Origin of the sequence: Micromonospora sp. D93, assembly GCF_018070365.1 — a bacterium.
GTDB lineage: Bacteria > Actinomycetota > Actinomycetes > Mycobacteriales > Micromonosporaceae > Micromonospora > Micromonospora ureilytica.
This window is the reverse complement of record NZ_JAGPXW010000003.1, coordinates 202,315-221,085: the sequence shown is the minus strand read 5'-3', so window position 1 is coordinate 221,085 and position 18,771 is coordinate 202,315. Positions and strand designations below refer to the sequence as shown.

Sequence of the window (18,771 nt, the reverse complement as noted above, 5' to 3'; positions counted from 1 at the left end):
GGTTCCCATCAGGCGGCGGAACGCACCGAGCCGACCCGCACCGCGGCGGTCAGCGCGTCGATGACGCGGTCCTGGTCGGCGTCGCTGAGCCCCGGGTAGAGCGGTAGCGACAGCTGTTGGGAGTAGAACGACTCGGCCACCGGGCAGGATCCGCGCCGGTAGCCCAGGTCGGCGAAGGCCGGGTGCCAGTGCACCGGGAGGTAGTTGACCTGGACCCCGATGCCGGCGGCCCGCATCCGGTCGTACACCTCGCGACGGCGACCGTCGAGCACCCGGATCGGGTAGAGGTGCCAGGCCGGGTCGGCCCACGACCTGCGGGTCGGCAGCAGCACGCCGTCCAGGTCGGCCAGCGCCTCGTCATAGCGGGCGACCAGGGCGGCGCGGCGGGCGGTGAACTCGCCGAGCCGACGCAGTTGGCTGCGGCCCAGGGCGCAGAGCACGTCCGGTAGCCGGTAGTTCAGCCCGAACTCGTGCACCTCCTGATGCCAGCCACCCTCGTCGGGGAAACGCAGGTCGTCACGTTCGCGGACCACGCCGACGCCACGGAACCGGCGGGCCCGCCTCAGGATCTCCGGGTCCAGCGCCGCGACGGCGCCGCCCTCGGCGGTGGTCAGGTTCTTGGTGGGGAAGAACGAGAACGTGGTCAGGTCGGCGAGCGAACCGACCGGCCGACCGTGGTACGTCCCGCCGATCGAGTGCGCCGCGTCGGCGAGCAGCAGCGCGTCGCTGCCCTCGACCGACGTGCGCAGCGCGTCGTAGTCGGCGGGGTGCCCGGCGTAGTCGACAGCGGCGACGACCTTCGTCCGTGCGGTGACCGCGGCGGCGGCCGCCGCCGGGTCGAGGCAGAACGTCTCGTCGTCGACGTCGGCGAACACGATGGTCGCGCCGAGGGCGACCGCGCTGCTGGCGGTCGCCACGAACGTCATCGGCGGGACGACCACCTCGTCGCCCGGTCCCACTCCGGCCGCCGCGTACGCCACGTGCAGCGCAGCGGTGCCGTTGGAGACGGCGGCGACACCGACCCCGCCGGTCCACCGGGCGAGGTCGGCCTCGAAGGCGTCGACCTGCGGGCCTGTGGTGAGCCAGTCGCCGCGCAGCACGTCGGCGACGGCCGCGACGTCGTCCTCGCTGATCGACTGCCGGCCGTACGGGAGCATCCCCGTCATCCGTTGATGCCGAGCATGTCGCGCAACTGCTCGACGGTGAGCCACTCGTCGTTGGTGTCCGACTGGTAGGCGAAGCCGTCCGGCACCGGGTCGCAGTCCACCGGCGCCTGGTAACCCCAGGTGGCGATGGTGGGCTGGACGATGAACCGGCCGTCGGCGCGCAGCGTCCGCCGGCTGTCGTCGGGCGCGATCATCTCCTCGTGCAGCTTCTCGCCCGGCCGGATCCCGATCTCGTGGGTGGTGGCGTCCGGGGCCACGGCCTCGACCAGGTCGAGGATGCGCATGCTCGGGATCCGCGGCACGAACAGCTCGCCGCCCTGCATCTGGTCGAACGAGTCCATGACGAACTGCACGGCCTGGTCCAGGGTGATCCAGAAGCGGGTCATCCGCTTGTCGGTGATCGGCAGGCTCTTGCCCTCGGCGGCCAGCCGACGGAACAGCGGGACCACCGAGCCGCGGCTGCCCACCACGTTGCCGTAGCGCACCACCGAGAACCGGGTCGGGTGCTGGGCGGCGTAGTGGTTGGCCGAGACGAACAGCTTGTCGCCGACCAGCTTCGTCGCGCCGTACAGGTTGATCGGGCTGGACGCCTTGTCGGTGGAGAGCGCGATGACCTTCTTGACGCCGGCCTCGATCGCCGCGTCGACGACGTGCTGGGAGCCGGTGATGTTTGTGGCGATGTACTCCGAGGGGTTGTACTCCGCGGTGTCCACCTGCTTCAACGCGGCGGCGTGCACCACGTGGTCCACGCCGTGCATGGCCCGGGTCAGGCGGTGCCGGTCCCGGATGTCGCCGATGAACCAGCGCAGCCGCGGGTCGTCGCCGAGTTGCTGACGCAGCTCGTACTGCTTGAGCTCGTCGCGGGAGAACACCACCACTCTGGCGGGGTCGGCCTCGTTGAGGATGTGCCGGAGGAACGTCCTGCCGAAGGAACCAGTTCCTCCGGTGATCAGAATGGACGATCCATTCAACTCACTCAATGTGGGGCTCCCGTGTTCGTGGATGAACGAGCGGCCCTGGGCCGGCCGACCGGGGTGACACGCTAGCCATGGCGGGTTAACTCCTCGGCGCTCGCGGGTGAACCGCAACCTCTGCTCCCGTGAATGCCGGACACCGCGTAGGCGAACACTTCCGACCGCCCCGGATGTGGGCTGACCTGGCCGGATCGGGCCGCTACAGTGACCGCGCGAACGACCCGGCGGCCCCTGCGCCCAGCCGGGTCCCGCGTTCACCCGACATCCACACCGGCTCGGTGCGAGCGGGTCACCCCGTGCGTCACCGACGCCGGCCGGCGGGCCCGTCGGGTCGGCGTGGGCCCGGTCCGGCCGGCAATTCTGGAGGCGTTGATGGCACCCGGTAGTGACGTGATCGAACGGCCGGTGGTGGCGGCCGAGACGCCGAGCGGCCCGACCGCCCGGCGTTGGCTCGTGCCGCTGCTGCTGGTCGTCGGTTGGGTGCTCAGCGTGGCCTGGCGGCTGTGGTGGTCCCGGCACATCGTGCTGCCGATCGCGCACACCGACGAGGACAGCTACCTGAACACCGCCCGCGCGCTCGCGGGCGGCCCGGGGGGCTTCAGCAGCGAGAACGACCTTTTGCGCCGGGTCGGCTACCCGATGCTGATCTCGCCGGCGTTCCTCGGGGACCGGGACTTCACCGACAGCTACCGGATCGTCCAACTGATCAACGCGATGGTGAACTCGACGCTGCTGCCGCTGGCGTACCTGTTCGGTCGCCGGCTGTTCCAGCTGCGCCGCTCGTACGCGCTGCTCGGCGCGGTCGGGGCGGCCACCCTGCCGGCCACCGCCTTCTACGCGGGCGTCGCCATGATCGACGCGGTGATGGCGCCGCTGGTGGTCGCCTGGCTCCTCGCCGTGCACCGCTGGATCTCCCGGCCCGGCCCGCTCGCCGCCGCCACCGTCGGCCTGCTGGTCGGCGGGTTCCACCTGCTGCACTCCCGTGGCCTGGTGATCGTGGCCGTACACGCCGGGCTGGTCCTGCTGCTGTTCATCCGTCGACGGATCAACCCGCCAGTGGTGCTCGCGGCGCTGCTGCCGGTCCTCGCCATGGCGCTCGTCAACGAGGCCGCCATCCGCCACCTCGGCGGCAAGGTCTACCTGCTCGGCAGCACCCCCGGCGGCAGCACGCTCGAGGCGCTCGCCTCCGCCCAGGGGGTGGCCCGGGTGAGCGCGGCGGTCACCACCCAGCTCTGGTACCTCGTGGTGATCACGTTCGGAATGGCGGGGGTGGCCTGGGCCGGAGCCGTGCGCGAGCTGTGGCGCCCACGGCACGGCGACGCGGCCCGCTGGACGATGGGCGTGGCGCTTGTGGTGACCGTCGGGGTGGCCGGCGGCGCGTCGGTGATCCTGTCCGGCATCACCGGCAAACCGCTGGACGCGATCTACGGCCGCTACGTGCAGATGCTCGCGCCGTTCTGGCTGCTGGTCGGGCTGGGAGTGCTGTTCACCGCCGGGTGGCGGGTGGTGCTGCGCCGGGCGGCCGTCGCGGTGGCGCTGCTGGTCGGTGGCGGCGCGCTTGTCGCGGCCCGACTCGCGTACGTGGCCAGCCAGGGCCACCAGCTGCGCTACGGCGGTTTCAGCGCGCCGGACCTGGTGGCGTTGACCGGGGGCTGGCGGGAGCTGCGACCGGTGGTCGGCTCACTGGTCGGCATCGCCGGCTGTGCGCTGCTCGTCGCCGCGGTCCGGGTGCCCCGCCTGCGGCTGCCGATCCTCGGCGCCCTCGTGGTGGTCAACCTCGTCACCATGCAGGTGATCGACAAACGGATCGTGCAACCGGCCGCCGCGAGCACCGCGCCGACACCCCGGGTGGCCGACGTCGGCGTACGCCCCGGCGAGCGGGTGTGGGCCTCGACCGGCGTGCACTACGTCCTGCGGTTCAACCTCAGCCACCAGGTGACCTGGACCGACGTCCGGTGGTTCGGCGTCGGGCAGCCGCCGGCCGCGGCGCAGGTGGTGTTCGCCCGCTGGGCACCCGGGCAGGCCGACGACTGGAACGGCACGGCGTACGGCTTCGTTCGACTCGGTGGCAACCCGGCGCAGCACTGGGCGGCCTGGCGGCGGGTCTGATCCGCCGCGCCCCGGTGGACACCGCTATTCGTGAACGGCGGATGTCCACCGGGAGCACGGCCGGTTAATGGTTCCGGTCCATTGCGGAGAAGTGTCCGGCAATCAGCGCTGACGGCGGTCTGCCCGAGCCAGGGAAATCGGGATGACGGTGATTCCCCGACCGTCGGACAACTCCTGTCGTGGGGTGCCCTCGACAAATCGGAAACGTCGGTTCATCTGTCGTACGACGGTATTGTGGCCGAGCACCTCGCCGTCGAGCCGGTCCAGGTGCAGCCCGTCGAAGGCATACTCGACGGCCTCCCGCATGACCCCCAGCCAGGCCGGCAGCGTCTCGTCCCGCCCGGCCAGCCCGTCGGCGTCGAGATAGAAGCCCCACGCGCCGGTGCGAGGGCCATCCAACCGCAGGTCGAAGAAGGTGACCACACCGCAGGGCCGGTCGTCGCGGACGTACACCAGGACTCGCCGGGACCTGTCGTCGCGGACCGTCGACCACCACCGGGCGTGCTCCTCGGCGGTGATCTCGTGACTGGTCTTGCTGACCTGTCGATTGGTTTCCTGATTACGCCAGGACAACATCAGATGAACGTCGTCCGTCGTCGCTTCGCGCAGCACGTACGTCTCGCTTTCCTCGCCGTTCACGTCGGGTCGAGGCACCTTACCCGGGCCTACCGGGAAATCGGATATCCATTCGTTGGGTTGTAGACTGCGGCGCATGAACGAATTGAGTCGCGCGCAGATCCGCGACCTCATGGCTCAGGTGCTGAAGAACCAGGACAAGGAGCTGCCCGCGGACGACGCGGCGCAGTTGCGGGAGATCGGCTTCCGGTCGCTCGACTTCTCCGAGCTGGCCCTGCGGGTGGAGGACGAGACGGGGGAGGAGCTCAACTTCGACGCCCCCGGGCTGCGGCGCATCGCCACCGTCGGGGACGTCCTCGACTTCCTCGTCGAGCTTCAACACCAGTGACCGTCGCGACGTCGCGCCACCCCGCGCCCGCGCACCCGGAGCCGGCCGGAGTCGACAATCGACTCGTCGTCGGTGGCGCCGAGCTGACCTGGCGCTCGCTGCCGACGCCCACACTGCCCGACCCGGCGGCGGTGCTCGCCCACTCCGCCGTGCACGCGCTCACCGCGGCGCGGCAGCACGCCGTGCACGGCACCGAGCTGCTGCTGAGCACCGCCAGTCGGGTCGACACCGCGATGCGTGCCGAGCTGCTGGAGGCCGGGTTCACCGTCAGCGTCCTCGACGACGACGGAGTGCGCCCGAGTGTGCCGGCCCGGCCGCGAGCCGCCGAGCCCGGCCGGCTGTGGCTGCTGACCTCGGGCTCGACGGGGCGTCCGAAGCGGGTCGGGCACACCCTCGACACGCTGACCACCGTCCGGGCGGACCAGCCCCACCGGACCTGGCTCTGCCCGTACGCCCCCGGCACGTACGCCTGGTGGCAGGTGGTCACCCTGTCGCTCACCCAGCCCGGTCAGCACCTGGTGGTGGTCGAGCCCGACGAGTTGGACGACTGGCCCTCGGTCGCGGCCGCGCACGGGGTCGACGCCGCCTCCGGCACCCCGACCTTCTGGCGGCGCACCCTCTACCGCGACGCCGACGCGCTGGCCCGGGTGCCGCTGCGTCAGATCACCCTCGGCGGAGAACCGGTGGACCAGGCGATCCTGGACCAACTGCGGGAGGTCTTCCCGGCGGCCCGGATCTCCTGGATCTACGCGTCCTCAGAGGTGGGGGCGTCCATTGTGGTGCACGACGGGCGGGCCGGGTTCCCGGTCGACTGGCTGGACCGGGAAACCCCGGGCCGGCCGACGCTCTCCGTCCGCGACGACGAACTGGTGGTCACCTCCCCGTACCACGGTGCCGGTCTCGCCGGCCCGATCCGCACCGGCGACCGGGTGCAGGTGCTCGACGGCCGGGTGCTGATCACCGGCCGACTGGACTCCGACGAGATCAATGTCGGTGGCAGCAAGGTCTCCGCCGGTGTGGTCCGTGGCGTGCTGGCCGGTCATCCGGCGGTGGCCTGGGCCCGCGTGACCGGCCGCCGCGCCCCGGTGCTCGGGCGGATGGTGGTCGCCGAGGTGGTCCTCGCCCCCGCCGACCCGGCGGCCCCCGCCGACGCCGGCGTGCCGGACGAGGCCGCGCTGGTCCGCTGGTGCGCCGACCGGCTTCCCGAGCACGCGGTGCCGCGCCGCATTCGCGTCCTGACCGACATTCCCGTCAAGGAGACCCTGAAGAGCGATGTCTGAGCCCGCCGACACCCAGCTCGTCCCGCCCAGCTCCGTGGTCCTCGTCTCCGGCGGTTCCCGCGGCCTGGGCCTGGCTATCGTCACCGACCTGCTCGACGCCGGCGTCAAGGTGGCCGCGTTCGCCCGCACCATCACCCCGGAGCTGGAGAAGCTCGCCGCCGAGCACCCCGACCGGGTGCACGTCGGCGCGGTGGACGTCACCGACCTGCGCGCCGCGCAGAGCTTCGTCCGCGAGGTGGAGCAGCGTCTCGGCCCGATCGACGGCATCGTCAACAACGCCGCCATGGGGCAGGACTCCCTGCACGCGCACACCGCCACCGACGACATCGCCCGGATCATCGAGACCAACCTGACGGCCCCGCTGCAGCTGACCCGGCTGGTGATCCGCCGGATGCTCGCCAAGGGACTGCGCGGCCGGATCGTCAACATCACCTCGATCTGCGGACAGCGCGGTTTCCCCGGCCTCGTCGCGTACTCGGCCACCAAGGGCGGCATGGACGCCGCCACCCGCTCGCTCGCCCGCGAACTGGGCGGCCGGATGCTGGTCAACTCGGTCGCGCCCGGCTTCTTCGCGTCGGAGATGTCCGCGGTGCTCGGTCCGACCCAGCTCGACCAGATCGTGCGCCGCACCCCGACCGGTCACCTGACCGAGCCGGTGGAGGTCACCCCGGTCGTACGGATGCTGCTGCGCGAGCACACCAACATCAACGGCCAGGTCATCGTGGTGGACGGTGCCGCCGCCATCTGACCTGGACCGGCTGGTCCGGCCCCGTCCGGTACCGGGGTTGCTCGTCGCCGCCGAGCGGCACCTGCGCATCGGCCCTCCCGCCGACCTGGCCGACGCGGTGACCCGCAGCCACCTCGACGACGGACGGTGCGTCGGCTGGTACGGCCCATCGGCGCCCGGTTGGCGGGTGGCCATCGACGCGGAGCGCGCCGACGCCCCGGTGCCCTCGGCGCTCGCCCGCCGGTTCGGCGTGCAGGACTTCTGGGCGCGGTGGACCCGCGCCGAGTGCTGCTGCAAGCTGACCGACGTGCCGATGGCGGTCTGGTGGCGGCGCCACGGTCTGGGTACGCCGGCCGACGGATCGGCGGTCTGGCGGACCCTCGCCGTGGCCGACCTGGTGGTAACCGTCGGCTTCGCCCCGACCCTCCCGCCCCGCGATCTTGCACTTTCTGACGCCGAATCGCGGCTTACACGCCTTTCGCCGGGACAGTAAGTGCAAGATCGGCGGGGAGAGGGTTACGGGTTAGATCTGGTCCCAGCTCAGGGGGGTGCCGCGGGGGACGTCGGTGGTGAAGGCGCGGCCCAGGACCCGGTCGATCTCCACGGGGGCCAGCCCGCCGGCCGGCCGGATCGAGCGGACGTTGTGCGAGGTCACCAGGTCGCCGGCCCGGACGTCCTCGACCACGAAGAGCGACCGGCGGAACCGTAGCCCCTCCCGCTCGGCGGGGGTGGGGCCGATCGCGGTGCCGCCCAGTGCCGCGTACGCGCGGCCCGACTCGGCGACCAGGGCCGTGAGCTCGGCCGGGTTCAGGGAGAAGTCCGAGTCCACGCCGCCGTCGGCCCGGTCCAGCGTCACGTGCTTCTCGATGAAGCAGGCGCCGAGCGCCACCGAGGCGACCGCCACCCCGATGCCGGGCGTGTGGTCGGAGAGCCCGACCGGGACGTCGAACGCGCCGGCCAGCACCGGCAGCCGGCGCAGGTTGCTGTCGGCCGGCGGCGCCGGGTAGGACGCGGTGCAGGCCAGCAATACGATGCCCGCCGCGCCACCGGCTCGGGCGGTGCGTACGGCGGCGTCGATCTCGGCGACCGTCGCCATTCCGGTCGAGATCACCATCGGCTTGCCGGTGCTGGCCACGAGCCGGATCAGTGGCAGGTCGACCAGTTCCGACGAGGCGATCTTGTACGCGGGCGCGTCCAGCGACTCCAGCAGCTCCACGGCTGTCGCGTCGAACGGCGACGAGAACACGGTCAGGCCACGCTCGCGGGCCCGTTCGAAGATCGGGGCGTGCCACTCGTACGGGGTGTGCGCGCGCTCGTACAGGCGGTACAGGTTTTCCCCGCCCCACAACTCGTGCCCGCTGGAGATCCGGAACGCCGGGGTGTCGACGTCGATGGTGATCGTGTCCGGCCGGTACGTCTGGAGCTTCAGCGCGTGCGCCCCGCTGTCGGCCACCGCGTCGACGATGGCCAGCGCCCGGTTCAGATCGCCGTTGTGGTTGCCGGACATCTCGGCGACCACGAACGGTCGCTCCCCGGCACCGACCGCGTGCGGTCCGATCTTGATTGTCGCCGTCATTCCGACCTCTGCTCGGGTACGCCCACACCGGGGTGCGGTGGTGCTGTCGTCGTCCACCCGGCGGGCGGACGACCTGGAAAACGAGGGCGCCGGGAGCCGCCCCGGCTCCCGGCGTGCGGTGTGGTGGGGCCGTTCACGGCAGCCGGCCCGCGGCCAGCACGTCCCGTCGCTCCGGCGTGAGTCCACCGTCGCGTGTCGGCGCGGCGCCCGCCCCTCGGCCCGGGTCCTCGTCGGCGGCGACCGAACCGTTGTCGGCGCCGACCACCGGGCCGGGCCGACGCAGGCGACCAGCGACCCGGTGGGCCTGGCGCAGCGCCGAGTACGCCAACCAGTCACCCCGCCCGACGAGGCGGTGCTTGAACCCGGTCACGCCGGGGGGCAGCGGGTAGCCGCCGGTGGGCAGGTACCGACGGTAGTGCGCGGCGGCCCGGTGGAAGAAGGCGCGCCGCAGGTGTGGGTGCAGCCGGCCGTCGTTGCCCACCACCACCAGGTAGTGGCTGATCATCAGCTCGAACAATTCGGCCTGCAACCGCTCGTCCGGGTGCTTCCGTGCGACCCACCCCATCAGCCGCTCGTACTGGGCGAAGGCGTCGAAGTGCCGGCCGCTGCGGGTGGAGGTGATCGCGCCCTGTCGGCCCTGGCGGTACAGGTAGCAGACCCGGTCCAGCACGGAGACCTTCTCGGCCCCGATCAGCAGAGGGTGGCTGAACGGGATGTCCTCGTACCAGCCGGGGAAGAATCGCAGCTCCAGCGCGTCCATGAAGTCCCGGCGGACCACCTTGTTCCAGGCGGTGTGTTGCACCCGCAGCAGCTGCGGCTGGTCGGCCAGCCGGGTCACGCCGGTGATCCCGCGCAGCAGCGGGCTGCTCGCGTCGACCTCCCGCCGGCCGTCCTCGTGGACCCGCAGGTGGTCGAGCATCAGCACGTCGGGCTGGTGCTGGCGCAGCCGGTCCAGCACCGCAGCGATAGTGCCCGGCGGCAACCAGTCGTCGCTGTCGACGAACCAGACGTAGCGGCCGGTGGCCACGTCGAGCCCGGCGTTGCGGGCCAGCCCCAGACCCACGTTGCTGCTCAGGTGCACGACGCGCACGCCGTCGCGGCTGACCGCGTACGAGCGGAGCATGGCGCCGCAGCCGTCCGGGGAGGCGTCGTCGACGGCGATCAGCTCGACCGCGTCCGACTCGCCCGCCGGGATGTCGGCCCGGATCGACTCGAGGCACTGGTACAGGTACGCCTCGACGCCGTAGACGGGCACGACGATGCTCAGCAGCAGTGCGTGCGTCGGCTCATTGACCACGTCCGCCACCTTCGACGACCCGGGTGGCCGGCCCCGGAACCTGACGTTGCCGCCGATTGTGGAATCTCTGAACTCCCGCCCAGCGGAAGGTTAACGCCGTCCGGAGGCCGGTTCCCGGCCCGGGGAACGAGGGGCTGGTGGGGCGGGTGGGATGCGTCCGGTTCACCCGGGAGTGACCCGGTAGGGTGCCTCGGTGCGGCCCTGCCGGGCCGTCGCGGGCGTCGCCGTCGCGGCGTCCGACGCCGCGCCGAGGAGGATACGACAGTGCTGGTGACCCTGCCGAGCGTCGGGATCCCGGCATGACGAGCGTCGCCGCGGTGTCGGCCGTCCGGCCCGCACCGGCCCCGCCCCGGCTGCCCTCGCTGACCGGGTTGCGGTGGATCGCCGCCCTTGTGGTTTTCGGCTTTCACGCGGGCACCATGCGGATCATCGCCGAGCCGGACTACAAGGCAGTGGTCGACGAGCTGTTCACCCTGGGCCTCTCCGGGGTGCAGTTCTTCTTCATCCTCAGCGGGTTCGTGCTGGTCTGGTCGGCCCGCGAGGGGGACTCCCGGCGTACCTTCTGGCGGCGACGGATCGCCAAGATCTACCCGAACCACCTGGTGCTGTTCGCGGCGACGCTGGTGGTCGCCTGGTGGTTCGCCGACCCGGTCCTGCCGGCGGCCGCGCTGGAGAACCTACTGCTGTTGCAGGCGTGGGACCCCCGGCCGGGCTGGTTCTACAGCATCAACACCGTCAGCTGGTCGCTGTCCTGCGAGTTCTTCTTCTACCTCTGTCTGCCGCTGGCGCTGCCGCTGCTGCGCCGGGCCCGGCCGAAGGTGCTCTGGGCGCTGATCGTCGCGCTGCCGCTGCTGATCCTCGCGCTCTGGCCGGCGCAGGAGTTGGTGCCGGAGGTGAGCCGGTGGTGGTTCACCCAGATCTTCCCGCCGGCGCGGTCGCTGGAGTTCTGGTTGGGCGCGGTGGCGGCCGAGTTGATGCGCCGAGGGCTCTGGCGCGGTCCCAATCTGACAGTGGCCAGCGGAATCTTCCTGGTCACCTGGGTGACGGCCGCGCAGTGGATCCGCGCCGAGCTGTGGACCACGCTGCTCGCGGTCGTGTACCTGTTGGTGATCACCGCTGCCGCGGACGCGGACGTGCGGGGTCGGCGCTCGCCGTGGCGGTCCCGGCCGCTGGTCTGGCTCGGTGAGGTCTCGTTCGCCTTCTACCTGGTGCACGTGCTGGTGATGACGAGCGTGCTGCGCTGGAGCGAGACCTGGGGGATCGGCTTCGCGGGCTGGCGTGGCCCGGCCGTGGTGCTCGGCTTCCTGGTGGCGAACCTGGTCCTCGCCGGGCTGCTGCACCGCTTCGTCGAGACCCCGATGATGCGCCGGCTAGCGCCGCGCCGTCCGGCCCGTCCGGCACCCGTCCCCCGACCACGCACGGCCGGCCACGACGACGCACAGGCCCCCGCGAGCAGCGCCCGCGACGAGGCCGACGGGGCCGCCGACGAGGTCGGTCCGGCCGGGGGTCGATCAACGTACGTCGACAGGCGCTGACAGCGTCCACCCTGGTCAACGGGGTCGGCGCGGCGTGATCCGACACGCCCGTGGTCGGTGCGTCCGGGTCGGCGCGACGGTAGCGTGGGGACGTGCTTCCGGTCGCGTTCACCTGTCCGTTGTGGTGGGTGGCGCGCTGGGCGACGCGGGTGCTGACCAGCCTCGCCGTCGTCGCGGCCCTGACGCTCGGCGCGGGCCCGGCCACGGCCGCCGCGCCAACGTCCAGCCCGGTGCCGGCCCCGAGCGCGATGCCAGCCGGCGGGCCGCTGGCGGCCTCCTTCCGGCACGTGGGGGCGCACAGTGCGGCGATACCGCCGGAGGCCGCCGAGGACTCGGTGCCTGCATGGTCGGTCGACACGTCGGCGGTGCTCCCCGCTGACCGGGGCACCGCCGCGGCGGGGTTGCTGCCGATCCGCGCGGCCGAGTCCGACCGGCTGCCCCTCGTCGACGCTGCGAGCGGCCGGGCCTCCCGGGCCCCACCCCGGCGCTGAGCCACCGGGACGACCGTCCCGTCACCGCGCCCTGTCGACCCACCCGCTTCCTACCCCGCCGACCCGTGGTCCTCCGTGGCCCGCTGGCCGGCGCGGCTCCCATCGCACTGCTCTCTCCCCGAGGTGCCGACCATGGAGACCGTCGTCTTCTACCAGTTCGTGACCGAGGTGCCGCAGGCCGCCGCCATCTGGTCGACCCTGTTCCTGTTGACCCTGGGCCTCCTCACCGTGCTGGCCGCCCGCCCCGAACGGGACCAGCCCACCGACGACCCGCCCCCGGCCGTACCCACAGCGCGGGAGTTGGCCGCCGCCGAGGCCGTCGACAGGCGTCGCTACGCCGAGGAGGTGGCCGTCGCCGCGGCCGGCGCGGCCACCACCGCCCGGCGGCGACGCGCCGCCTGGCTGACCGCTCAGGAGCAGATGGAACGGGCCTGGATCGGGTACGACGAGGCGGACATCGCCGCGCGTCGCTTCGCGGGCGCCGGCGCACTGCCCACTCCGCAGACTCCGCACACCCCCTCCGAGTACGCGGCCCGGGAGCGCTATCTGCACCGCGCGGCGATGGCGGCGTACTGGCGGGGCGATCTGACCATGGCTCAGCTCGGCGACGTGTTCGGGCACCGGCACGGCTGGGATCCCCGACGACACCCGGTCGAGCAGGAGGCGCTGATCAGCCGGGTGATCCGGGATGCGCGGCTGGTCGACTACCAGGTGGCCACCGGCCGCGAGCGGGCCGCCTGGCGCGACGCCGAGTTGGCCGCCGAGTCGGCTCGCACCCTCGCCGAGGAGGCGTACGCGGCGGAGGCCCGGCTGCGTCCGACCCCGGCGCCCACGCGCCAGACGGTGGCCAGGGCGTTGCGTCCCGCCGTCGTGGCACGGTGGCGGCCGGCCCGGGTGGGTTGAGCCCGATCCGTGATGTGAGGCCGGTCACCGGATTGCTGAACCGGACGTCCGGCGCGATCGGCGTCATTGTTCCCGCGATTGTGGTCGCGTTCTTTGCGGCCTGTCCGGTTGTCGCCCGGAGGCGTCACCGTAACCGGTTGTCCCATCGAGTCACATCATCTGCAATACGCGCAGAAATTGGCGCGTCAATTGGGGTTTACGCAGGTGAACCTGGCTTGGCAGGGCGCGAAGTGGCCAGTAGTGTCGTCCCGTCCGGTGCGGTAACCGATCGCAAGACGCGACGCCGCATCGACCCGCTCAATCGTGATCTACGAACCGGGGACCCATCAGTAAGTCCGGGGTGAATCCGCGAGCCACGGCCCGCGGTAGGGCGATCTTCCCGCCCGAATCCGTCAGCTAACCCGGTAGGCGGTGTCGGAAGGAGTCAACTCCTCGTGCAGCACCTTTCCACCCCTCGGTTGTTCCCTCGCCTCCACGGCGCGGCGGTGCGCCCGCTCATTCGTCCAGTGACGGTGAGCTGACCCCCGGGTCATCGCCTTTCCCGCCCGGCCACTCCGGGCGTTCCCCTGAGCGGTTCACCATCCGCGGGCCACGGTCCGCGCGCTGGCGCCTGCCCGGATACCGGTCCGGCCCCGGTGTGCCGCTCTCCCCCCGATCCGTGGAGGACCCGTGAAGCACACCCTGCAGCGTCAGCTCCGCCGCCTCGCCACCGAGCGTCCGTACCAGATCGTCGCCGCCTCCGCCGCGGCCCTCGCGATCGCCACCACCACCGGCGCCCTGCTCACCACGGCCGACGACGCCCCGGCCGGCCAGCGCACCGCGACCACGGTCGCCGAGATGCGCAGCGACGTCGCCGCCTCCCGCGGTGACGTTCGGGACGCGTCCCCCTCGGCCAGCGCCGCGCCGAGCACGGCCGCCCCGGCCACCAGCGCCGCGTCACCCGCCGCCAAGGCCAGCAGCAACCCGGACCTGACCCGGAAGCCGGAGCGGCCGAAGCCGCCCGCGACCAAGGTGCTCGACTACGACTACGAGGCGCAGAACACCTACTACAACTGCGGCCCGGCGGCCACCCGGAACGCGCTCAGCGCCGCCGGCATCGACCGCACCCAGGAGGAGCTCGGCGCCGAGCTGGGCACCACCGAGATGGGCACCAACTCGGCCGAGGACACCACCCGGGCGCTCAACGCCGAGGTGAAGGGCTCCCCGTACCGGACCAGGATGTTCCCCGGCGCGCCCAGCCCGGCACAGATGGACCGGCTCCAGGCCGACGTCGTGAAGGCCATCACCGACGGCCGGGGCGTGGTGGCGAACGTCGTCGGCGACGCCACCGACACCGACGGCGGCTGGCACTCGTACGGCGGTGGGCACTACATCGCCGTCGTGGGTTACAAGGACAACGGTCGCACCGTGCGGATCGCCGACTCGGCGAACCCGGCCGACCCGTCGTACTGGGTCACCACGATCGACCTGGCCAACTGGATCACCAGCCGGGGCTACTCCGCCTGACCCGGGCACACCGACCGCCGCGGGCGTCGTCTCCCACAAGGAGCCGGCGCCCGCGGCATCTTCGCGCGGTGGCAGCCGGGCGTGCGCCGTCGTCGACGACTCTCGTGGCGGGCCGTGAACCGTGGGAGACTGCGGCCGTGGTGGAGAAAACGGGTGGTCACGCCGGCCGCAGGCCGGTCCTGCTGCTACTGCACGGCATGGGCGCGACCGGCGACGTGTGGTTGCCCTGGGCGCCGTACCTCGAGCAGCACTGGCCCGGTCGGTGGCTGGCACCGGACCTCGCCGGCCACGGCTGGGCGCCGCCGCTGCCGTCGTACTCCTTTGTGGGCTTCGCCCAGCAGGTCGCGCAGGCCCTCGCCCCCGACGACCGGCTGGTCGTGCTCGGGCACTCGCTGGGTGGGGTGGTCGGCCTGGCGCTGGCCGCCCGTGACGCCGGAACGCCTGTGGACGCGGTGGTCGGGCTGGGCATCAAGGCGCTGTGGTCACCCGCGGAGCTGACCCGCGCCGCCGAGGTCGCCGCCCGCCCGGTGAGCTGGTTCGCCAGCCGCACCGAGGCGGCTCGCCGCTACCTGCGCGTCTCCGGACTGGCCGGCCTGCTGTCACCGGACCACCCGGTGGTGGACGCCGGTCTGCGGCAGGTCGACGGCCGCTGGCGTCTCGCCATGGACCCGACCGCCTTCGCCGTCGGCGAACCCGATGTGGCCGCGCTGCTCGCGGCGACCGACGTGCCGGTGGTCCTGGCGCGCGGGGAGAACGACCCGATGGTCACCGACGAACAACTCAAGGAGTACGGCGTACCTGTCGCCACGCTGCCGGGTCTGGGCCACAACGCGCACGTGGAGGACCCGGCGGCGGTGCTGGCGCTGCTCGACAGGTACCGCTGAGCGGCTAGGCCGACGCCGACGCGGTAAGTGTCTCCGCGGGCGCCAGCTCCCGGCGGGCGGCGGTCAGGAACATCTCCGCGTACGACTCGGCCGGGAAGTCACCCAGGTAGCGGCGGCGGGTGGCCCAGCGGGCCTCGGCCAGCGGGTCGGTGTCCAACAGTGCGGTCAGCACCTCGTCCACGTTGGACATGTCCCGGCGCAGCACGTAACCCGACCCGGCCAGCGGGAACCGCTCCACGAACCGGTCGCCCTCGTCGCCCATGTCGGTGACCGCGTACGGCTTGCCGGAGTAGAGGAAGTCCGAGATCACGCCGGACACGTCGGAGACCAGCGCGTCGGCGGAATTGACGCACTCGGTCAGGCTCAGCTCCCGGGCCGCCGCGCCGACCACGTGCTGGCGGCCGGTGCGGGCCCGGTCGGCGACGAGCAGCTCGGTCAGGCGGCCCAGCTGGCGGGCCGACGCCGGGTTCTGCCCGGTGTACGGGTGGGCCCGCAGGATCACCGTCGCGCCGCGCTCCAGCAGCCGGTGCAGCAGCTCCTCGGCCACCGGTAGCGAGCAGTAGTCGGCGTCGGCGTGGTGCCCGGTCCAGGTCGGTGTGTACAGCACCGTCGGGTGCGCCAGCCCAGGAGCGGGCTCCGGGCGTACCTCGATCGACTCGACCTGTGGGCGACCCACCACCACGAACTTGTCCGCCGGGATCTGCACCCCGGCGCGGCCGTACCTGTCGATCGCCGCCTGCCCGGCCACGAAGATCCGGTCGAAGATCCCCGACACCGGGTTGGCGCTCGGTGCCTTGTCGCTGTCGCCGTGGTGCAGCTGGATGTGGGTGAGCTGGGTGAAGCGGACGCAGTGGCTGTTCTTCGCACCGTGGTTGACGTAGAACGCCACTCGCAGGCTCGGCACCAACGCCTCGTCCAGCGCACCCAGGGTGGGGCAGTAGACCACCGGCGCGTCGGTGGCCGCAGCGATCGGGGCCAGGAACTCCGGCTCGCGCAGCACGACCAGGAACGGCCGGCCGATCCGTTCCAGGTACGGCAGCCACATGGTGACCTGGTATTCGGACCCGGGAGGCGCGGAGAAGTAGAGCAGGAACTCCGGCTGGTACCGGCGCAGCGCGGCGGCCACCGACCCGCCGCCGGCCCTCGGCCGGAACCGCCGCCGGGCCAGGTCCAGTGCGACCGCGCCGGCGCCCGCGCCGACCAGCAGGCTGGCGGCGAGCGCCACGCCGGCCGGCAGGGCGAGCGCGGCGGCGAGCGCCAGGGCGGCGAGCAGCCCGAGCAGGGCCGTGCCGAGCCGGTCGGCGATCAGCGGCGTCCACGCGCGGACCGGCAGGTTGACCGTCCGGATCTCCAGGCTGCCGGCGGTACGCAGCGGCCCCACCAGAAGCACCAGCCCCAGCAGGACCAGCCCGGTGGCGACCAGCGCGAGGTTGAGCCCGTCATCCAGTCGTCGGGAGTAACCGGCCAGGATCGCGGCGGCGATCAACGTGGTCTCCGCCACGAGGTCGGCGCTGGGCCGGATCCGTTGCTCGGCGGCCGAGGCGGCCAGCGCGGCGACGGCCAGTGCCAGCCCCCAACCTGTGGCGCCGGTGAGCGCCAGCACGACAAAGGCCAGCACGGCCAACCCGGTGGTCAGGCACCGGGCGGCCAGCTTTCGGACCAGATCGCCGCGCATGTCGCTCCGTTCGTGGTTCCGCCGGCCGTCGGCGTCAGTTCGTGGACGTCGCGCCGGCCGGTGCCTCGACCCGACCCGACCCGGCCTGGGTCGGCACGCTCGGCGTGGGCCCGTCACCGGGCGCCCGGCGTACGTCGATCACCTGACCGGTCAGGTCGGAGATCAGCACGTCCAGCGACGACTGGGCGACGGCCTCCGCGGCGAGCAGGGTGTGCTCCGGCTCCTCGCCGAAGGCCCGCGTCCGCATCGGGGTGGCGGTGCGCTCCGGGTTGATGCAGTTGACGCGGACGCCGACGTCGGCCCACTCGTCGGCGAGCGCCTGGGTGAGGTTGACCAGGGCGGCCTTGGTGGCCGAGTAGAGCGCGTAGCGGGCCCGGCCCCGGGTGTAGGAGCTGGAGGTGTAGAGCAGCAGCTGACCCTTGGTCTGCTGGAGGTAGGGGAGGGACTGGCGGGCGATGGTCACCGGGCCGACGAAGTTGACCTGGAGCAGTCGGTCCATCGTCTCCTCGTCCATCTCGGCGAGGGCGCCCTTCTCCAGGATGCCGGCGGTGACCACCACGTGGTCGATCCGGCCGGTGGCCTCGAAGGCGGTGGTCAGCGCGGCCTCGACGTCCTCGGCCCGCTCCACGTGGGTGCCGGTGCTGGAACGGCTGAACGGGAAGACCTGGGCGCCGTAGCGTCGGGCCAGCTCGGTCAACTCGTGGCCGATGCCGTAGCTGCCGCCGAACACCACGATGGTGCGGCCGGTCAGCTCCTCGCTGTAGCTGCGGTGGTCGGTCAGCCGGGGCGCCTGCGCCGCGGCGAGCTGGAAGAGCTTGTCCGCCAGGTGCACGTCGACCGGGTGGGTGACCTTGATGTTCTCGTCCGAACCGTCGATCACCTTGATCGGGGTGCCGGGGAGGTAACGCAGCACCACGCCGCAGTCGTCGGTGGCGGCGAAGTCCGTGTCGTCCTCGGCGATCCGGTACGCGGCACGGATCGTGGGGGAGCGGAACGCCTGCGGGGTCTGGCCCCGGCGCAGCCGGGAGCGCACCGGGATGTCGGTGATGCAGTCGTTGTCGTCGACCTGGATGATCGTGTCCGCGGAGGGGATGGCCACGTCAACGGCGTCGTAGCTCCAGAGCGCGTTGACGCACTCACGCACGATCCGGCCGCTGAGCAGCGGGCGCACCGCGTCGTGGAAGAGGATGTTGCAGTCTTCCGGGCCGACCGCGTCCAGAGCGATCCGGGTGGTGGCGTTGCGGGTGTCACCGCCCTCGATCACCTTGGTGACCTTGCGCAGGCCGGCCTTCTCGACGATCTGCCGGGCGTCCTCGACGTGGCCGGTGGCCATCAGCACGATGATCTCGTCGATCTCCGGTGCCGTCTCGAAGACCGCCAGGGTGTGCTCGATGATCGGCTTACCGGCGATCTTCAGCAGCTGCTTCGGGATGCCGAGACCCAGCCGCGTTCCGGTGCCTCCGGCCAGAACCACCGCCACTGTCCGCGAGGGCCGCCACGGCGTCGGGGTCTCCGCTTCGGCGTCCGGGCCAGTGGTCTGGTCCTGCGTCATTGCCGGATCCTCACTCTCAGGGATGCGTTAACGGAAGGTTCCGCCCGAGCGGCGACGGAATGAACCTTAACGCGCGGACCGCGCCGCCCCAACGCGGGCGACGCGGTCCTCGGGTGCCATGTCGATGCCGGA

Annotated in this window: 17 protein-coding genes and 1 riboswitch; of the genes, 10 read left to right on the top strand and 7 right to left on the bottom strand. The window is 72.3% G+C overall.

All coding sequences use genetic code 11. From position 1 onward, the window contains the following. Window positions 1–8: 8 nt before the first annotated feature. Window positions 9–1,166 carry a DegT/DnrJ/EryC1/StrS aminotransferase family protein gene (locus KBX71_RS05425; protein WP_210816823.1) on the bottom strand — a complete coding sequence of 386 codons (1,158 nt, stop codon included), beginning with the start codon at window positions 1,164–1,166 and terminating at the stop codon, window positions 9–11. Further along, complete coding sequence (pseB, locus tag KBX71_RS05420) at window positions 1,163–2,146, bottom strand: UDP-N-acetylglucosamine 4,6-dehydratase (inverting) (RefSeq protein WP_210816822.1); 984 nt, start codon at window positions 2,144–2,146, stop codon at window positions 1,163–1,165. The genes KBX71_RS05425 and pseB overlap by 4 nt, the downstream gene beginning before the upstream one ends. 366 nt (window positions 2,147–2,512) lie before the next feature. On the opposite strand from pseB, the gene KBX71_RS05415 reads away from it, so the two are divergent. Then, a complete protein-coding gene (locus KBX71_RS05415; RefSeq protein ID WP_210816821.1) occupies window positions 2,513–4,249 on the top strand; it encodes a hypothetical protein in 1,737 nt (578 codons plus the stop codon). 102 nt (window positions 4,250–4,351) lie between these two features. Here KBX71_RS05415 and KBX71_RS05410 read toward each other — a convergent pair whose 3' ends face one another. Continuing rightward, window positions 4,352–4,888, bottom strand: a complete 537-nt coding sequence (locus KBX71_RS05410) for a GNAT family N-acetyltransferase (RefSeq protein WP_307846967.1) — start codon at window positions 4,886–4,888, stop codon at window positions 4,352–4,354. Between the two features lie 73 nt (window positions 4,889–4,961). Between KBX71_RS05410 and KBX71_RS05405 the strand changes: the two genes are divergently transcribed. Genes KBX71_RS05405 through KBX71_RS05390 form a run of 4 tightly spaced genes read left to right on the top strand, consistent with a single transcriptional unit; the run spans window position 4,962 to window position 7,713 of the window. Next, on the top strand, window positions 4,962–5,213 hold the full coding sequence (locus KBX71_RS05405) for an acyl carrier protein (protein WP_091401397.1): 252 nt from the start codon (window positions 4,962–4,964) through the stop codon (window positions 5,211–5,213). Further along, a complete protein-coding gene (locus tag KBX71_RS05400; protein ID WP_210816820.1) occupies window positions 5,210–6,493 on the top strand; it encodes an AMP-binding protein in 1,284 nt (427 codons plus the stop codon). Before KBX71_RS05405 ends, KBX71_RS05400 begins: the two co-directional genes overlap by 4 nt. Then, entirely contained in the window at window positions 6,486–7,241 is a 756-nt protein-coding gene (locus tag KBX71_RS05395; RefSeq protein ID WP_196927507.1) for an SDR family NAD(P)-dependent oxidoreductase, read from the top strand. The genes KBX71_RS05400 and KBX71_RS05395 overlap by 8 nt, the downstream gene beginning before the upstream one ends. After that, window positions 7,225–7,713: a hypothetical protein gene (locus tag KBX71_RS05390; protein WP_307846966.1), complete on the top strand. Its 489-nt coding sequence runs from the start codon at window positions 7,225–7,227 to the stop codon at window positions 7,711–7,713. Before KBX71_RS05395 ends, KBX71_RS05390 begins: the two co-directional genes overlap by 17 nt. 30 nt (window positions 7,714–7,743) lie before the next feature. On the opposite strand, the gene pseI is transcribed toward KBX71_RS05390, so the two are convergent. Then, on the bottom strand, window positions 7,744–8,796 hold the full coding sequence (pseI, locus tag KBX71_RS05385) for a pseudaminic acid synthase (RefSeq protein ID WP_210816819.1): 1,053 nt from the start codon (window positions 8,794–8,796) through the stop codon (window positions 7,744–7,746). A 133-nt stretch (window positions 8,797–8,929) separates the two neighbouring features. After that, complete coding sequence (locus KBX71_RS05380; RefSeq protein ID WP_307846965.1) at window positions 8,930–10,093, bottom strand: glycosyltransferase; 1,164 nt, start codon at window positions 10,091–10,093, stop codon at window positions 8,930–8,932. Window positions 10,094–10,392: 299 nt separating this feature from the next. Between KBX71_RS05380 and KBX71_RS05375 the strand changes: the two genes are divergently transcribed. From KBX71_RS05375 to KBX71_RS05355, 5 genes are all read left to right on the top strand, one after another. After that, complete coding sequence (locus KBX71_RS05375; RefSeq protein WP_247682955.1) at window positions 10,393–11,628, top strand: acyltransferase; 1,236 nt, start codon at window positions 10,393–10,395, stop codon at window positions 11,626–11,628. Between the two features lie 92 nt (window positions 11,629–11,720). After that, window positions 11,721–12,119 (top strand): hypothetical protein, encoded by a 399-nt coding sequence (locus tag KBX71_RS05370; protein ID WP_210816818.1) that lies wholly within the window; start codon window positions 11,721–11,723, stop codon window positions 12,117–12,119. 132 nt (window positions 12,120–12,251) lie between these two features. Then, complete coding sequence (locus KBX71_RS05365) at window positions 12,252–13,022, top strand: hypothetical protein (protein WP_210816817.1); 771 nt, start codon at window positions 12,252–12,254, stop codon at window positions 13,020–13,022. 284 nt (window positions 13,023–13,306) lie between these two features. Then, window positions 13,307–13,448, top strand: a riboswitch (cyclic di-AMP (ydaO/yuaA leader). Between the two features lie 243 nt (window positions 13,449–13,691). Further along, window positions 13,692–14,528: a C39 family peptidase gene (locus KBX71_RS05360; RefSeq protein WP_210816816.1), complete on the top strand. Its 837-nt coding sequence runs from the start codon at window positions 13,692–13,694 to the stop codon at window positions 14,526–14,528. 137 nt (window positions 14,529–14,665) lie between these two features. After that, window positions 14,666–15,412: an alpha/beta fold hydrolase gene (locus KBX71_RS05355; RefSeq protein ID WP_210816815.1), complete on the top strand. Its 747-nt coding sequence runs from the start codon at window positions 14,666–14,668 to the stop codon at window positions 15,410–15,412. 4 nt (window positions 15,413–15,416) lie between these two features. On the opposite strand, the gene KBX71_RS05350 is transcribed toward KBX71_RS05355, so the two are convergent. Continuing rightward, window positions 15,417–17,087, bottom strand: coding sequence for a CDP-glycerol glycerophosphotransferase family protein (locus KBX71_RS05350; RefSeq protein ID WP_210816814.1), 1,671 nt, complete (start codon window positions 17,085–17,087; stop codon window positions 15,417–15,419). 34 nt (window positions 17,088–17,121) lie between these two features. Continuing rightward, a complete protein-coding gene (locus KBX71_RS05345) occupies window positions 17,122–18,639 on the bottom strand; it encodes a bifunctional cytidylyltransferase/SDR family oxidoreductase (protein WP_210816813.1) in 1,518 nt (505 codons plus the stop codon). Window positions 18,640–18,771: the final 132 nt, after the last annotated feature.

What these genes read in the sequence shown, in the direction of transcription:
- KBX71_RS05425 (WP_210816823.1), bottom strand. Translation starts at nt 1,166, where the DNA reads ATGACGGGGATGCTCCCGTACGGCCGGCAGTCGATCAGCGAGGACGAC.
- KBX71_RS05415 (WP_210816821.1), top strand. Translation starts at nt 2,513, where the DNA reads ATGGCACCCGGTAGTGACGTGATCGAACGGCCGGTGGTGGCGGCCGAG.
- KBX71_RS05405 (WP_091401397.1), top strand. Translation starts at nt 4,962, where the DNA reads ATGAACGAATTGAGTCGCGCGCAGATCCGCGACCTCATGGCTCAGGTG.
- KBX71_RS05395 (WP_196927507.1), top strand. Translation starts at nt 6,486, where the DNA reads ATGTCTGAGCCCGCCGACACCCAGCTCGTCCCGCCCAGCTCCGTGGTC.
- pseI (WP_210816819.1), bottom strand. Translation starts at nt 8,796, where the DNA reads ATGACGGCGACAATCAAGATCGGACCGCACGCGGTCGGTGCCGGGGAG.
- KBX71_RS05375 (WP_247682955.1), top strand. Translation starts at nt 10,393, where the DNA reads ATGACGAGCGTCGCCGCGGTGTCGGCCGTCCGGCCCGCACCGGCCCCG.
- KBX71_RS05365 (WP_210816817.1), top strand. Translation starts at nt 12,252, where the DNA reads ATGGAGACCGTCGTCTTCTACCAGTTCGTGACCGAGGTGCCGCAGGCC.
- KBX71_RS05350 (WP_210816814.1), bottom strand. Translation starts at nt 17,087, where the DNA reads ATGCGCGGCGATCTGGTCCGAAAGCTGGCCGCCCGGTGCCTGACCACC.
- KBX71_RS05345 (WP_210816813.1), bottom strand. Translation starts at nt 18,639, where the DNA reads ATGACGCAGGACCAGACCACTGGCCCGGACGCCGAAGCGGAGACCCCG.